We start from the raw sequence: 15,569 nt of genomic DNA on the forward strand, positions 1-15,569 counted from the left end.
GAGTGTCGGGGTCGCTCACGTCGAGCGCATAGATCAACTGCCCGCCCCGGCGCATGCCGACGTACAGGTACACCTTGTCGCCGTCCGCGGCGACCAGCTTGCCGTCGCCGTTGACGTCGTTCTGGTAGACGGACACGGCGCCGTCGGCGAAGTAGGGCTTGGGCTTCGCAGCATCGATCAGCTCGTCGTTGTCCCGCAGTCGCTTGAGCTTCTTGAAGAACTCCGGGAAGACCATGCCCCACTTCTCGTAGCCGTCGGTGTCGTCCTGGCCGCCCTTGACCGCGCGGAAGATGCCGTCGTTCGAGCCGTAGTACACCACCACGTCCCGGTCACCCGCGGTGCGGTTGTAGTTCACCACCGCCGGCCGCGAATGCAGCAGGTCGCCGTGGATGTAGGCGCGGCTGTCGGTGTTGGACTCGTCGGTGTTCTCATCCTCCAGGTTGTCGGCCCCGCGGATCCATTCGATCAGCGCGTCGCGCTCCGTCGCGTCGGCGGCTCCGAGGTTGGCCGCCGAAGGCCCGCTCGAGCTCGAGTTGCCCGTGGCGAAGCTCACCGTCGACAGCGCGGCACCGGCGACGCAGGTGCCGTCGCAGGTGTACAGCTTGCGGTTGGTTCGCAGGGTCGAAGTCGCCAGGTCGGCGCGCATGCGCTGGGCCGCCCCGCCCTTCTCCACGACTGCGCCGTCGGGTGCATCGCTGCTGGAACCCGAAGCGAACGCCCAGTAGTTGGAGTTCTTGGTCCAGAAGCTGGTGATGTCCGGCAGCAGGAAGCCCTTGGCCGTGTCCTCGACCGGCTTCTTGTTGCGGTCGACCAGCACGGGGTCGAGCTTGGCGTCCAGGCCGATCTGGTACTGCTTCAGGTTGCCCGGCCAGCGCGGTTTCGCATTCGGGTCCGGCCGGAACTGGCCCATGTACACCTGGTTCAGGAACGTGCCCCGCACGTTCACGCTCACCGGCAGCGTCACCGCGGCAAACACGGAGTTCACCGGCTGCATCTTGCGCAGCGCGCTCAGGATCGCCTTCAGCACGGACTGCCCGTCCTCGCCGAGGGCGTACTCGCCGCCGCCCGCGAGCGCCGCGCTCTGGAGCAAAGCGCGGGCGCTTTTCTGGTTTTGCGTATTGAAGTTGTTGTCCTGCGGGTTCTGGATGGCGACGGTGTAGGTGGTCGCCTTCTGGTCACCCGTCAGGCTCGAGACGAGGTCGACCCGGTTCATCGTGCGGGCGTACTCGTCCAGCCAGTTGGACTGGTAGTTGCTGGGCGTGAACTTGATCGGGTCGCTGCTGAGCACGCCGCCGATGTCGCTGAGCAGCGTGCGGGAGTCGCCGTCCTCGCTGGAGTCCGGCCCGCCGTTGCCGACGTAGATGATGTAGTTGGGCTGGCAGACGTCGCCGATCGGGCTGCGGTAGTTCGAGCCGTTCTTCGCATCCGGGTCATAGACGCTGGAACTGAACCCCGCGTATGCCACCTTGCCGCCGAAATACAGGTACGCCTCGTGCATCGTCTTGGCATACGGGGCGTTGTTCGCTGTCGGGATGCCGTCCTTGACCGTGTTCCAGAGCTTCGTCCGGTTCTCCGTGACGTTCATCGGCCGGATGTGGGACCGCACGTAGCCGCCCTTCGTGCCGCTCGACGGGTTCATCAACATCAGGCCCATGTTGATGTTCTTCACCATGTCGTCGACCTCCGCGCGCGTGTAGCAGCCGTCGGGCACGCGCGGCAGCTCGGGATCGGAGGGGACCGTGCAGGTCGGGAAATACGGCGACGTCAACGGATTGGTCAGGATGTGCAGCACGTCCTTGATCAGGTCCAGCTTCTTGTTGCCGGAGCCGTTGGGCAACGGCGTGATGCTGCTGTTGTTGGACGCCGCGTTGTCGACGATCAGCAGCAGGTTCGGACGGGTGGCATCGCCCAGCGGGTTCCTCAGGAACAGGTCCACGTCCTCGGCGCGAACCGCCGACGTGGCCAGCAGCATGGACAGGCCTGAGAACGCCAGAACCCGCAGGGGGCTGCAGCGCGCGCGAATCTTCATCGTCGTTTTCCTCCAGAAGGGCGGAAGGCACAGTTGCGTCTAAGGCATACACGCCGGCACCTCAACACACGGCCGTGCTCACCCTCCTTCGCGCTGGCGAGTTCGATGCGGCCGAGTTCCCGTCGCGCTCGGCAACTGCCCCGACTATGCCGTCCTCCTCGACGAGCTACCTTAGTTGCGTCCTGTGAACGCGGCACGGGCATTCCGATGGCCGGTCGCAATCTGTTACCAAGTGGCTTCGTAGACGTCGCGCCGCCACATCGATCTGAAAGGCCAACCTTTGGAATTCCGGGGGACGGATAGGCCCCCCACCCCAGATGCCGTTTTCGCCGGGGTTCAGCCAATACCGCCCGCGCCGGGCTGCAAAGCTTCTAGCCGCTTCAGCACGTCGGCCACTTCGCGATCGATAAGCCCAATGACGTGTTCAATGTCGGTTCGCTCGGCGTCTGTGAGGACAGCACGAAGTCGCTGCTCCAAGATTCCGCGCAAAGCGGCGCGCTCTGCCAGCTCCGGACTCGCAATCCGTAGGTCTCCTCGTTCAGGACCTGCGACGCGGCCAACTCAGGGGAACAGCAGGGGGAACGCTCGCGGTACTCCCCTACTCTGCTCACCCGCTTACTGGGGGCGCAGTGTGTCCAGTTCGAGCTACCACGGAGAGTTCGAATCAGCTCACCGTTGTTCACACGCCGACTGCGACTCCACCCCTGCCGCCAGCTACGGAAGACAGGGCCGCACAACTTCGCGCAGCCTTATTAGGACTAGCGCGACCAGGCTGTGCGCGCATGGACCTTCCACGAGGGGTAAGAAGATGGCGACACGCACCGGCGCCTGCTCTCGCCCAACCACCAAGCTCTTTTGGAGCGGAGGCAGTCTCCGCCAGCTCACATGGTCGGGGGCATCTTGAACAGGATCGCCCAGCACGTCACGCACGACTATCCAGCGGCACCTAAGTGGCAGTGTTCCTCGTCCGGGGACCACCGGTGCCGCAAACAGCAGGCGCTATCGCCAACAAGCCGGCCACAGCGGCGGCCTCCGGGGTGGGCTACTGGAGGCACGCAGCCATCCGTCAAGGTGAGATGGCGCCAGCCGGAGGCGCTGTGACTCAGCGGCTTGTGACAGCTTGCTCTAGCTCTCGGAGGAACACCGTCGTGTCGAGGAAGTAGTTCGGATACGCGCGCTCAAGCGAGGTGAAGGCGTCGACGGAGACAAGCACAGCCTCCGAGCCGGGTGTCTTGGCTGTCTCCGCCTCAGCCTTTAGGTATTCCTCGGAAGCTTCCACTAGTTGGCTTCGTGGAAATCCGCGAACGGTCATCATTCCCTTCGCGGGCTCGAGGGTCAGCAGGTGATAGTGGTCGGACTTCTTCCCTTTGCGCACGACCTGGATAGCGTGCTGGTACATCGCGAGCGCATATCGCACGTTGAGGCGCGCCTCAATGTCTTGGATTTCGTCGGTCAGCTCTCGAAAGTGGACCGGCGTATTAGGCACTGGAGGGCAATCTTCCTTCGCGGCGAACACGCTGCCCATTAGAGCGAAGAAGCGAAGCCAGTCGGCCTCGCCCAAGCTGGACTTCAGAGCCTGGCTGAGGAAGGTTCCGACGGTTTCCACGGCCGTCGCCCAGGTGTGCTGTAGGCGCGTGCGGATCTGCATTTCAACGTAGAGGCCGTTGAAAACTGACGGGCCTTCACGATCGCTGAAGTAGCGATCATGTGGACGCCACGCGTACTGGTCCCCACGTGAACGCGGAACTGACACCTCCCAGCGCTACACCGAGAGCCAAGCAGAGTACTCCGAAGAGAGAAACCCAAGCGCCTGACGCTGAGGCTCTCTCAACGTCGCTGCGCAGGGACTTGAGCGCAGCTGATTGCTTACCGCGCTCCTGTTCGAGGGCGGCTGCAGCGTCCCTCCGCATGGCAGCGATATTCTCCTGCACGACCGCCAAATGGTGCTGCAGCCCCTCAACGCGGACTCGCAGCGCGTCGACTTGCTGTTCTAGCGGGCCGATGTTGGGCAGAGACTGCCACCCGATACTCGCAAATGCATCGACGCGCGCTTCTGCGCCTTCCAGAGCACCTGTCGTTACGTGAGTCCGGCGGCGCCCAAAAACAGCAGAAAACCAGGCTCGCACATCGCCGCGGAACTTGCCGGGGGTAAACACCTCCAGACGGGTCTGCAGCTCTTGCGCCACGATGTAGATGGCGATGAGCTGCAAGACGGCAGCCCACGCCACAGTCCACCTGCTGCCTGCGCAGACCACAAGCAAGGTAACAACTATGACGGCGCACAGCGCAGCCACGAACGGTCGGAAGAAAGCTCGAATCCTGTTGGTGATCATCCTGCCCCACTGTCACCAAACTGTCACCGGGCGCAGAAACAGAAAAGGCCCGCTGCGTTATTAATAGCGGGCCTTTGTTGTGCTGCATCAGGGGTTTTGGTAGGACGTGCAGGATTCGAACCTGCGACCAACGGATTAAAAGTCCGCTGCTCTACCAACTGAGCTAACGTCCCCCGCTCTTGCCGCGAACGTCGCTCGCAGCAAAGCCCGCGATTATAGCGGGAGCAAGGACGTCTTCCGGCGCACGAGCGTGTCGAGCACCCAACCCGCCGCACACTGGCCGAACGTCGCCGTCACGGCGACGACGGAACCGTAGCCGCTGCAATTGAGCGAGCCGTCGCCCTCGATCGCGCATGACGCATCGGGCGGCGCGACGGCCTCGCGGCTGAAGACACAGGCCACGCCGATGCGCTTGCCCTCGCGTGGCGCGCCATGGAACTTGCGCAGGCGGTAGCGCACCTGGGCCAGCAGCGGGTCGTGCGTGGTGCGCGAGAGGTCGTCGATGTCGACCTTGTGGGCGAGCCGCTTGCCGCCCGCCGCGCCGCAGGCGATGAAGGGCGTGCCTTCGCGCAGCGCCCACGCGGCCATCGCGACCTTGGCGCGGGCCTCGTCGCACGCGTCGATGACGGCGTCGACCCCGCGCGGCAGCAGCGCGGGCCAGTTGTCCGGCTCGGCGAATTCCTCCACGCCGTGCACCTGGCAGCCGGGATGGATCTGCGCGATGCGCTCGCGCATTGCGATCACCTTGGCCTGGCCGAGCGTGGCGTCGAGCGCGTGCACCTGGCGGTTGATGTTGGATTCGGCGACGTGGTCCAGGTCCACCAGCACGAGCGAGCCGATGCCGCTGCGGGCCAGCGCCTCGGCGGCCCAGGACCCCACGCCGCCGATGCCCACGACGGCCACGCAGGCCCGCCGCAGCGCGGCCGCGCCGGATACGCCGTACAGCCGCTCCAGGCCCGAGAAGCGACGCTCGAGGTCCGCCGTGGGCGCGTCCAGCGCGTGCTGCATCAGCGCAGGCGGGCGAGGCGCTCGCGCGCGGCCAGCGCCGCTTCGGATTGGGGATAGGCCTTGACCAGGTCCTCGAGCGTGCGGCGCGCGGCGGCGTTCTCCTTCAGCTCGATCTGGCAGTTGGCGATGGAGAGCACCGCCTCGGGCGCGCGCGAATGGTCGGGCGCCGTCTGGATCAGCGTCCGGAAGCTGCCCAACGCGCCGCGGTAATCGCGATTGGCGTACTGCGCATTCCCCAGCCAGAACAGGGCCGAGGGACGGTAGCCGCTCTGCGGATGGCGGCGCAGGAACTCGGTGAAAGCGTTCTGCGAGGCCGCGAAGTCGGACCGGCGGAACACCGCCAGCGCCGCCTCGAACTCGCGCTGCTCGTTGGGGTCGGCCACGAACTCGCGGCCATCGACGTTGACCGTGATGGGCTCGATGCGGCGCAGCCGCTCCTCGACCGCCACGGCCACGTCCTTCTGCCGGCGCTGCAGGTCCGACACATCGCGTGTGAGCTGCTCGTCGGTGCCGCGCAGGCGTGCGAGTTCGCCGCGCAGCGCGTCGAGCTGGGTGTTCAGCTCCAGGATGCTGCGGCGAAGCTGCGCGTTCTCCTCGGTGGCGCGCTGCAGGTCGCCCTGCAGGCGCTCGTCGAACTGACGCTGCACCTCCATGCGCTGGCGCAGCTCCAGGATGGCGCGGCGCGCCTCGTCGTCCGAGAAGAACTGCGCCTGGCCGGCCAGCGGCGACAGCAGGGCCGCCACGGCCAGCGCGCGCGCGAGGGAGGTGGCGCGCATCATCGGTAGGAGATCTCGACCCGGCGGTTCTGCGACCAGGCGGACTCGTCGTTGCCGTTGGCGGCAGGCTTCTCCTTGCCGAAGCTCACGGCCTCGAGCTGCTGGTCGTTCACGCCCAGCAGGCCGAGCGCGCGGCGCACGGCTTCGGCGCGGCGCTGGCCGAGCGCCAGGTTGTACTCGCGGCCGCCGCGCTCGTCGGTGTGGCCTTCGAGCGCCACCTTCCGACCGCCGTTGGAACGCAGGAAGCGCGCATGCGCCTCGATGATCGGCTGCGCTTCCGGCTTGATCACGTAGCTGTCGTAGTCGAAGAACACGAGGCGCGCCACGTTGTTCGGTCCGGCGATGCTGCTGGGCGTGGGTACCGCGTCCACCGGGGCCACACGGCTCTGCGTGGCGCCGCCGGTCGATCCGCCGCCCGGGCCGCCGGGGGTGACCGCGGTGGCGCTCTTGTCTTCGACGGGGACGTCGCTCAGCTTGACGCCGGAGCTGCAGCCGGCCAGCGTGGCGGCAATCAGCAGGCTCGTCAGGATGCGTCGGTTCATCTTCAATTCCTCCTTCTCTGGAACAAACTTCGATTTCATCTGTGGTACGGACCCCAGTCGGGTTCGCGGATGTCGCCGCCCTGCCCCGCCAGACGGGCCTTGATCTTCCCGTCCAGCGTGGTGGTCATCAGCGACTCGCGCCCCCCCTGGCGCGTGGCGTACACGATCAACCGGCCGTTGGGCGCGAAGCTCGGGCTCTCGTCGGCCGTCGTATCGGTGATCGCCACCGCGTTGCCCGAGGGCAGCTCCATCACATGCAGCTTGAAATTGCCCTGGACGCGGGATATGTAAGCGAGCCAGCGGCCATCCGGGCTGACTGATGGGGAAATGTTGTAACCCCCCGTAAAGGTGACTCGCTCCGGATTGCCGCCGCTGGCGGGCATGCGGTAGATCTGCGGGGCGCCGCCGCGGTCGCTGACGAAGTAGATGCTGCGGCCGTCGGGCGAATACACCGGCTCGGTGTCGATGCCGGCGGATTGCGTGATCCGGCGCGGTTCGCCGCCGCCCGAGTCCATCACGAACAGCTGCGAGCCGCCCTCGCGGCTCAGGGTCACGGCGAGCGTGCGGCCGTCCGGCGCCCACGCGGGCGCGCTGTTGGAGCCGCGGAAATTGGCCAGCAGGCGGCGACGACCCGTTGCGACTTCGTGCACGTAAACCACAGGTTTGCGCGATTCGAACGACACGTACGCGAGCTGGGTGCCGCTGGCGGACCAGGCCGGCGAGATGATCGGCTCGGGGCTGGCCAGCGCGGACTGGGCGTTCTCGCCGTCGGCGTCGGCCACCCACAGGTTGTGGCGGCTGCCTTCGCGCGTGACGTAGGCGATGCGCGTGGAGAACACGCCCTTGTCGCCCGTGAGCTTCTCGTAGATGAAGTCGGCGATGCGGTGCGCGGCAAGGCGCAGGTCGCCCACCGTGACCGCGTAGCTCTGGCCGCCGAGGTCCTGCCCGCGCACCACGTCCCACAGGCGGAACCGCACGTCGTAGCGGCCGTCGGCCAGCCGCGTGACGCTGCCGGCCGTGAGCGAATCGGCGCCGGCCTGCCGCCACGGCGTGACGTCGGGGCGCGAGGTCTCGTCCATCACCACGATGCCGGGCGGCGCGATGGCGCGGAACTGGCCGCTGCGTTCGAGGTCGGCGCGCAGGATCGCGGCGATCTTCTGCGGGGACTGGTCCTCGCCGCGGAACGGCAGGATGGCGATGGGCAGCTGGGTGAGGCCCACGCCCGTCACCTCGACCCGGAACTGGGCCCACGCGGGCAAGGCGGCGGCGCCGAGCAGTCCGATCAGGTGGCGCCGGCGCCAGGGTGCGGGAGAGGTCATGGCGCTTAGTGTCTCCATGGAGCGTTTCGGTTCAGTCATGCCGTGAGGTTTTTGTTCGGCCGTGTGGCGAGGACCGCATTCTTGCGCATCAGCGCGGCGGTTCTACGGGAGGCGTGCGTTGCAGAAGCCACAGTTTCAGGTAGCGGTAGTACGTGCCCTCGGCGATCGAGACGGCCAGCACGAAGCCGAGCGCGCCATCCAGGAAGCCGCGCCGCAGCACGTAGGTGCGGAAGAACGCCCACACGCCGTGGCCGAGGGCCGTCGCGAGCGAGCCGCGCTTGCCGCGCCGCTGCAGGTCCCTCGCGCCCGCCGTGGAATAGCGATCGAGCTTGACCAGCGCCGACTCCAGGTCGCGCATGCTTTCGTGCAGCAGCTCGCCCGGCAGGCGGCCCACCGGGCCCTGCGCGACCACGCGTTCGTGCACCAGGTCATCGGAGAAGCGAGCCGCATCGCGGCGGAACAGGCGCACCACCCGGTCGGGCGACCAGCCCGAATGGCGCATGTACTGGCCGCAGAAGCTGGAGCTGCGGTTGACGGAGAAGGCCACGTGGCCGCCCGGCGCCGCGATCGCCTGCCGGATCTGCTGCTGCAGCTGCGGCGTGATGCGCTCGTCGCAGTCCAGCGAGAACACCCATTCGCCCGTGGCCAGGGCCAGCGCCCGGTTCTTCTGCACGCCGAAACCCTGCCAGTCGGCCGCCACGCCGACCCGGGCGCCTGCGGCCCGGGCACGTTCGACCGTGTCGTCGCTGCTGCCGGAATCCAGCACGATCACTTCGTCGGCGAAGGACGCGCTGCGGACGCATTCGGTGATGTTGCGGGCCTCGTTGCGGGCGATGACGATGACGGAGAGCGTGGGCATCAAGCGGCAAAAGGAAGAGCAATGCCCGAAGGCATAATCCCGTCCTTCTCGGATCGACCCATTATCCCACCCTCATCCATGCCCCCAACGCCCAACGTCGTCGTCGCGGGAGGCGCCGGCTACATCGGCTCGCACATGGTGCGGATGCTGCGCGAAAGCGGCTTTCGCCCGATCGTCGTCGACAACCTGGCCACCGGCCACCGCGAAGCCGCAGGCCAGGAACTGCTCAAGGTCGGCGACATCGGCGACCGTGAATTCATGGGCGCCATCCTGCGCGAATACCAGCCGCAGTGCGTGATGCATTTCGCCGCCTCCAGCCTGGTCGGCGAGTCCATGACGAAGCCGGGCAAGTACTGGCGCAACAACCTGGTGCAGACGCTGAACCTGCTGGACACGATGCTGGAGCACGGCGTGCGGCAGTTCATCTTCTCGTCGACCGCGGCCACCTACGGCAACCCGCAGGAGGTGCCGATCCCCGAGCGGCACCCGACGCGGCCGATCAATCCCTACGGCCACAGCAAGCTCGCGGTGGAATACGCGCTGGAGGACTACAGCGTGGCCCACGGCCTGCGCTCGATCTCCCTGCGCTACTTCAATGCCGCCGGCGCGCACCCGGACGCCTCGATCGGCGAGCGGCATGAGCCCGAGACGCACCTGATCCCACTAGTGCTGCAGGTCGCTTCCGGCCGGCGCGAGTTCATCTCGCGCTTCGGCTCCAAGCACGCCACGCCGGACGGTTCGTGCCTGCGTGACTACATCCACGTGCAGGACCTGTGCGCGGCGCACCTCGCAGCGCTGCGCAAGCTGGAAGGCGGCGCCGAGACCACGGTCTACAACCTGGGCAACGGCCGCGGCCATTCCGTCAACGAAGTGATCGAGGCGGCGCGCCGCGTGACGGGACACCCGATCCCGGTGCGCGACGACCCACCGCGCCCCGGCGACCCGCCGGTGCTGGTGGCCGATGCCGCGCGGGCGAGGGCCGAGCTGGGCTGGACACCGCAGTACGAAGACCTGGACACCATCATCGCCCACGCCTGGCAATGGGAGCGCAAGCTCCACCAGGCCGGGAAGGCGTGACCCAGATAGATTTCAGCGCGGTTCGCTGGCTCGCGCCCTACTTCGGCGGCGCGAGCCGCCGCTTCTGGGCCATCGCGGCGCTGGCGACGGTGGTGTCGTCGGCCACCGAGCCGCTGGTGCCGGCGTTGATCAAGCCCTTGCTCGACCGAGGCTTCCGTCCGGGCGGCATCGACCTGTGGATGGTGCCGGCCAGCCTCTTGCTGCTGTTCGCGGTTCGCGGCACCGCCGGTTTCATCGCCGACCTGGCGCTGGCCCGCATCACGCAGGACGGCCTGCTCGCGCTGCGCAAGGCCATGTTCGCGCGCGTGCTGGACGCGCGGCTGTCTCTGTTCTCGCAGCAGAACGCCACCACGCTGTCGAACACCGTCGTCTTCGAGGTGCAGAACGGCGCCATGCTGCTGGTCAACTCGGTGATGGCGCTGGTCAAGGACAGCCTCGCACTGCTGGCCCTGCTGGTGTACCTGCTGTACCTGAACTGGAAGCTCACGCTGATCGTCTTCGCGATCGTGCCGGGCGTGGCGTTCATCATGCGCACGCTGTCGCGGCGCCTGTACCGCATCGCGCGCAGCACGCAGACGGCCACCAACGACCTGGCCTACGTCGTCGAGGAGAACGTGCTCGCCGTGCGCGTGGTGCGCCTGCACGGCGCGCAGGAGGCGCAGGCCGGCCGCTTCACCGGCTTCAGCACGGCGCTGCGCCGGCTCGCCCTGAAATCTGCTGTCGCATCCGCCGCCATCACGCCGCTCACCCACATGCTCGCCGCCGGCGCGCTCTCCGCGGTGATCTGCGTCGCCCTGTGGCAGACGCGGGAGGGGCTGACGATCGGCACCTTCGCGTCCTTCATCACGGCCATGCTGATGCTGATCGCACCGATCAAGCGGCTGTCGGAGGCGGCCAGCCCGATCGCGCGCGGCCTCGCGGCGGTGCAGCGCGCCATCGACCTGATCGAGCACACGCCGGCCGAGTCGGGCGGTCGGCATGCGCCGGGCCACTCCCGCGGCCACATCGAACTGCGCGAGGTGACGGTGCGTTATCGCGGCGACGCCGCGCCGGCGCTGGACCGCGTCAGCCTGGTGCTCGAACCCGGGCACACGGTGGCCCTGGTCGGGCCTTCCGGCTCGGGCAAGACCACGCTGGCCAACCTGCTGCCGCGGTTCGTCGTGCCGGACGACGGCGCGGTGCTGCTGGACGGACACGACGTGGCGGACTGGGACCTGCAGGCGCTGCGCGACCAGTTCGCGCTGGTCAGCCAGGACGTGGTGATGTTCAACGGCAGCCTGGCCACCAACATCACCATGGACGCGCCGATCGATCCCGAGAAGCTGCAGCGCTGCGTCGCGGCGGCCAATCTCCGGGACCTGGTGGAGTCGCTGCCGGATGGCCTGGACACCGTCACCGGCCACAACGCGACGCAACTCTCAGGTGGCCAGCGGCAGCGCCTGGCCATCGCCCGCGCGCTGTACAAGGATGCGCCCATCCTGATCCTCGACGAGGCCACGTCGGCGCTGGACGCCGCGTCGGAACGCCTGGTGCAGGAAGCGCTCCAGCGGCTGATGGCCGGCCGCACGACGGTCGTCATCGCGCACCGGCTCTCGACGATCGAGCACGCCGACCAGGTCGTGGTGCTCGAGCAAGGCCGTGTCGCGGAGACCGGCACGCACCAGGAACTTCTGGCGCGCGGCGGGCTGTACGCCCACCTGCACGCGCTGCAGCAGGGGGCGGGATGATCGCGCAAGCGCCAACCGGGGCGCGGTCCCCGCAGTGGCTTCAGACGCTGCGCCGCCCGCCGGCACCTGCCGTGGTGCGGGTGGGCGGTTGGCGCGACGCTGCCATGCAAGCCGCGATGGCGGGACTGGGGTTCGTGCTGCCTTTCTCGCCCGCAGGAGTGGCCTGGTTCATGGCGGCGCTGCTCGTGGTCGCGCTGTGTTCGCTGCGTCATGTCTCGCGCACCGCCGCCTGGCGCGAGCCGACAGCCGCCATCGGCCTGCTGCTGTTCGCCTACATCGCGCTGCACACGGCCGTCGCGGGCCCGTGGACTCTGGCGAGCGTGGGAAGCGTCAACAAGTACCACGAGCTGCTGTTCTTCCCGGTGCTGCTGGCGTTGTTCGCCGCCACGTCGCGTCCGCGAGCCTTCCTGTGGGGCCTGGGCGCCGGCACGCTGGCCTACGCGCTGGCGCATTGGGTCGCGCCGTGGTTCCCCGCGCTCTCGCAGGAGCTGGCGCCCAAGAGGATCTCGGCGGGTTTCTGCCTGGCCCTGGCGGCCTACCTGATGCTGCACCAGGGCGGCCGCTTCGCCTGGATGTGGCGCGGCATCGCGGCCGTGCTCGCGGCGACGGTGCTGTTCCGCATCGAAGGGCGCACCGGTCACGTCGTCTTGATGCTCCTGGCCATCGCTTCGGTGTGGAACCTGCGGCCGGGCCGCTGGCGGATGCCTGCGGCCGTGGGGGCCTGCGTCGCGCTCGTGCTGGTGGCCTTCAACGCGCCTCCAGTGCAAACGCGCATGAAGGAGACGCTGTCGGGGCTGTCGACCATGCGCATGGGCGCCGAGACCTCGACGAGCATCCGCCTGGCGCTGCTGGCCAACGGCTGGACGATTGCCGCCGCACACCAGCCGCTGGGGGTCGGCTTCAGCCGCTACGCCGAGTTCCATGAGCCTGTCGCTCGCCGGAGGCTGGCGCAGGAACCGGACTGGAATCCGCAGAAGGCCTCCTGGGAGGTGTTCGCGAACAACCCGCACAACGAATACCTGATGCAGCTGGCCTGCGGCGGCGTCCCGGCGCTGGCGCTGCTGCTGGCCTGGATCGCGGCGGCCGCGTTCCGCCGCGACGCGTCGGGCCGCGCGCCGCCCGCGCTCACCGGCCTGGTGCTCGCGTTCGCGGTGGGCTGCCTGTTCAACTCGCTCGTGATGGACTTCGTCGAAGGCCACTTCTACACGGTGGTGCTGGCGTGGCTGCTCGCGGGTGAACGCCGCGCCGCGGCGCCGCCGCCAGTGTCATGAACCGCATCCTGGTCGTCTGTACGCGCCAGATCGGCGACGTGCTGCTGACCACGCCGCTGGTGCGCGCCGCGCGACGCCGCTGGCCGCAGGCGCAGGTCGACGTGCTCGGCTTCTCCGGCACGCTGGGCATGCTGCGCGGCAATGCAGACATCCACGAGCTGATCGAAATGCCGGCCCGCCCCGGCTTGTCCGGGCTGTACGCGTTCGCAAGGCGCCTGTGGCGGCGCTACGACCTGGCCCTGGTGACGCTGCCGAGCGACCGCGCCCACCTGATCGCGTGGATCGCGGCACGGCAACGCAGCGGCGTGCTGCCGGAACACGGCGGCAGCAACTGGTGGAAGCGCCTGCTGCTGGACCACGCGGTCGTCGGCACCGGCGACGAAGGCAGCCGGCACGCGGTGCAGGAGAAGCTCGAACTGCTGGCGCCCTGGGTCGAGCGGCCTGAAACACCTGCGGTTTCCGCGCCTGCCGGCGCCCCGCTGCCCGCTGATCTTCAAGCGGCATTGCGCGAGCGGCCCGTCGTCGTCCACGTGCCCTCGATGTGGCCCTACAAGCAATGGGCGCCGGAGAAGTACGCGCAGGTCGTCAGGACATTGCTCGACCGCGGGCACCAGGTGGTGCTGACCGGCGGGCCGGGAGCGCGCGACCGTGAATGCATCGGGCCGGTTCGCTCGATCGCGGCGGCTCCCGCACTGCTGGACGCATCGGGCCGGCTGGACTTCAACCAGCTCGTCACCCTGCTGCAGCGCGCTTCGCTCTACATCGGACCGGACACTTCCGTGTCGCACCTGGCCGCCGCGGCCGGCACGCCGACACTGGCGATCTTCGGCCCCACCAATCCGCAGCGCTGGGCGCCGTGGCCCGGGCGGCCGGGCGAACAGCCGGTGCATTTCCAGCGCCGCGCGCTCGAGCAGTCGGTGGGCAACGTCACCCTGCTCCAGGCGGAACTTCCCTGCGTGCCCTGCAGCAAGGCGGGTTGCGAGGACCACCGGCAAAGCCGCAGCGATTGCCTGATCGCGATCACGCCGGAGCGGGTGACCGAAGCGGCGCTCAGGATGCTGGGGGAGAAGGCAAGCCCTGGATCCGCGCCCGCGCGGGGATGACGCAGCCGGTCAGAGCAGCACGATGTCGTACTGCTCCTGCCCCATCGCACTCTCGCTCTGCAGCGAGATCGGCTTGCCGATGAAATCCGACAGCCCGGCCAGGTGCTGACTCTCCTCGTCGAGGAACAGCTCCACCACTTTCGGCGAGGCCACGACGCGGTACTCGCGCGGGTTGAACTGGCGCGCCTCGCGCAGGATCTCGCGCAGGATGTCGTAGGCCACGGTGCGGGCGGTGCGCACCTGCCCGGCGCCCTGGCACCACGAACACGGCTCGCACAGCATGTGCGCCAGCGACTCGCGCGTGCGCTTGCGCGTCATCTCCACCAGGCCCAGCTGGGAGAAGCCGCCGGCCATGGTCTTGACGCGGTCGCGCCCCAGCTGCTTGCGGAATTCGCCGAGCACCGCCTCGCGGTGGTCCTCGCGCTGCATGTCGATGAAGTCGACGATGATGATCCCGCCCAGGTTGCGCAGCCGCAGCTGCCGCGCGATGGCGTGGGCGGCCTCGAGGTTGGTCTTGAAGATGGTGTCGTCGAAGTTGCGTGCGCCGACGAAGCCGCCGGTGTTGACGTCGATCGTGGTCAGCGCCTCGGTCTGGTCGACGATCAGGTAGCCGCCGGACTTGAGCTCGACGCGGCGGCCGAGCGCCTTGGCGATCTCCTCGTCGACGTTGAACAGGTCGAAGATCGGCCGCTCGCCCTTGTACAGCTGCAGCCGTTCCGCGGCCTGCGGCATGAACTCGCGGCCGAACGCCTGCAGCACCGCGAACTGCTCGCGCGAGTCGATGCGGATGGTCTGCGTTTCCTCGGTCACCAGGTCGCGCAGCACGCGCTGCAGCAGGCTCAGGTCCTGGTGCAGCAGCGAGCCCGGCGGCAACCGCACGGCCGCATCGCGGATGCGGGCCCAGGTCTTGCGCAGGTATGCGATGTCCTCGGCCAGCTCGGCGTCGCTCGCGTCCTCGCCGTTGGTGCGCAGGATGAAGCCGCCCCCGCCGCCGGTCTCGGCCGTGCCGACCAGCTGCTGCAGCCGCGAGCGCAGCGCCTCGCGCTGCTCGCCCGGGATCTTCTGCGAGACGCCCACGTGGTCGTCCTGCGGCAGGAACACCAGCAGGCGGCCCGCGACGCTGATCTGGGTCGATAGCCGCGCACCCTTGGTGCCGATCGGGTCCTTGATGACCTGCACCATCAGCGGCTGGCCCTCGAACACGCGCTTCTCGATCGGCACCGGCGGCTGGCCGTGGCGGTGGTTGACCTGCTCTTCGGCGCGGGCGCCGTGCAGGTCGGCCACGTGCAGGAAGGCCGCGCGCTCCAGGCCGATGTCGATGAAGGCCGACTGCATGCCCGGCAGCACGCGGGCGACCTTGCCGAGGTAGACGTTGCCCACCAGCCCCCGCTCCAGCGTGCGTTCGACGTGCAACTCCTGCACCGCGCCGCTCTCGATGATGGCCACCCGTGTCTCCTGCGGCGACCAGTTGATCAGGATGTCCTGCTGCATTCTTGCTGAGCTCCTCGGGGCGGGGACAGGATAC

Annotated in this window: 12 protein-coding genes and 1 tRNA gene; 4 read left to right on the forward strand and 9 right to left on the reverse strand. The window is 68.3% G+C overall.

Features of this window, described 5'->3' with window-relative positions; all coding sequences use genetic code 11:
- The 8 genes from EZ313_RS21395 to EZ313_RS21430 form a co-directional block, all read right to left on the reverse strand.
- A partial coding sequence (locus EZ313_RS21395; protein WP_476748475.1) for a pilus assembly protein occupies positions 1–2,029 on the reverse strand: 2,029 nt, incomplete at its 3' end.
- 1,102 nt (positions 2,030–3,131) lie between these two features.
- Positions 3,132–3,677 (reverse strand): hypothetical protein, encoded by a 546-nt coding sequence (locus EZ313_RS21400; RefSeq protein ID WP_135265359.1) that lies wholly within the window; start codon positions 3,675–3,677, stop codon positions 3,132–3,134.
- A 782-nt stretch (positions 3,678–4,459) separates the two neighbouring features.
- A tRNA-Lys gene (locus EZ313_RS21405) sits at positions 4,460–4,535 on the reverse strand.
- A gap of 40 nt (positions 4,536–4,575) precedes the next feature.
- On the reverse strand, positions 4,576–5,370 hold the full coding sequence (locus EZ313_RS21410; RefSeq protein WP_135265360.1) for a tRNA threonylcarbamoyladenosine dehydratase: 795 nt from the start codon (positions 5,368–5,370) through the stop codon (positions 4,576–4,578).
- Positions 5,370–6,149, reverse strand: coding sequence for a tol-pal system protein YbgF (gene ybgF, locus EZ313_RS21415; protein ID WP_420849333.1), 780 nt, complete (start codon positions 6,147–6,149; stop codon positions 5,370–5,372). Before ybgF ends, EZ313_RS21410 begins: the two co-directional genes overlap by 1 nt.
- Positions 6,146–6,688: a peptidoglycan-associated lipoprotein Pal gene (gene pal, locus EZ313_RS21420; protein WP_135265362.1), complete on the reverse strand. Its 543-nt coding sequence runs from the start codon at positions 6,686–6,688 to the stop codon at positions 6,146–6,148. Before pal ends, ybgF begins: the two co-directional genes overlap by 4 nt.
- Positions 6,689–6,723: 35 nt before the next feature.
- Complete coding sequence (tolB, locus tag EZ313_RS21425) at positions 6,724–8,007, reverse strand: Tol-Pal system beta propeller repeat protein TolB (RefSeq protein WP_240788739.1); 1,284 nt, start codon at positions 8,005–8,007, stop codon at positions 6,724–6,726.
- Positions 8,008–8,095: 88 nt separating this feature from the next.
- Positions 8,096–8,866, reverse strand: coding sequence for a glycosyltransferase family 2 protein (locus EZ313_RS21430; RefSeq protein ID WP_135265364.1), 771 nt, complete (start codon positions 8,864–8,866; stop codon positions 8,096–8,098).
- A 78-nt stretch (positions 8,867–8,944) separates the two neighbouring features.
- Between EZ313_RS21430 and galE the strand changes: the two genes are divergently transcribed.
- The 4 genes from galE (at position 8,945) to EZ313_RS21450 (ending at position 14,044) form a co-directional block, all read left to right on the forward strand.
- A complete protein-coding gene (gene galE / locus EZ313_RS21435) occupies positions 8,945–9,943 on the forward strand; it encodes a UDP-glucose 4-epimerase GalE (protein WP_167772691.1) in 999 nt (332 codons plus the stop codon).
- Positions 9,907–11,670, forward strand: a complete 1,764-nt coding sequence (msbA, locus tag EZ313_RS21440) for a lipid A export permease/ATP-binding protein MsbA (RefSeq protein ID WP_135265366.1) — start codon at positions 9,907–9,909, stop codon at positions 11,668–11,670. Before galE ends, msbA begins: the two co-directional genes overlap by 37 nt.
- Positions 11,671–11,774: 104 nt before the next feature.
- The gene (locus EZ313_RS21445; protein WP_135265367.1) at positions 11,775–12,941 is read left to right on the forward strand and encodes an O-antigen ligase family protein; all 1,167 of its coding nucleotides are present in this window, start codon (positions 11,775–11,777) and stop codon (positions 12,939–12,941) included.
- Positions 12,938–14,044 (forward strand): glycosyltransferase family 9 protein, encoded by a 1,107-nt coding sequence (locus EZ313_RS21450; RefSeq protein ID WP_135265368.1) that lies wholly within the window; start codon positions 12,938–12,940, stop codon positions 14,042–14,044. The genes EZ313_RS21445 and EZ313_RS21450 overlap by 4 nt, the downstream gene beginning before the upstream one ends.
- Positions 14,045–14,053: 9 nt before the next feature.
- On the opposite strand, the gene rng is transcribed toward EZ313_RS21450, so the two are convergent.
- Positions 14,054–15,535, reverse strand: coding sequence for a ribonuclease G (gene rng, locus EZ313_RS21455; RefSeq protein ID WP_135265369.1), 1,482 nt, complete (start codon positions 15,533–15,535; stop codon positions 14,054–14,056).
- Positions 15,536–15,569 lie beyond the last annotated feature (34 nt).

Source organism: Ramlibacter henchirensis, from assembly GCF_004682015.1.
Lineage (GTDB): Bacteria > Pseudomonadota > Gammaproteobacteria > Burkholderiales > Burkholderiaceae_C > Ramlibacter > Ramlibacter henchirensis.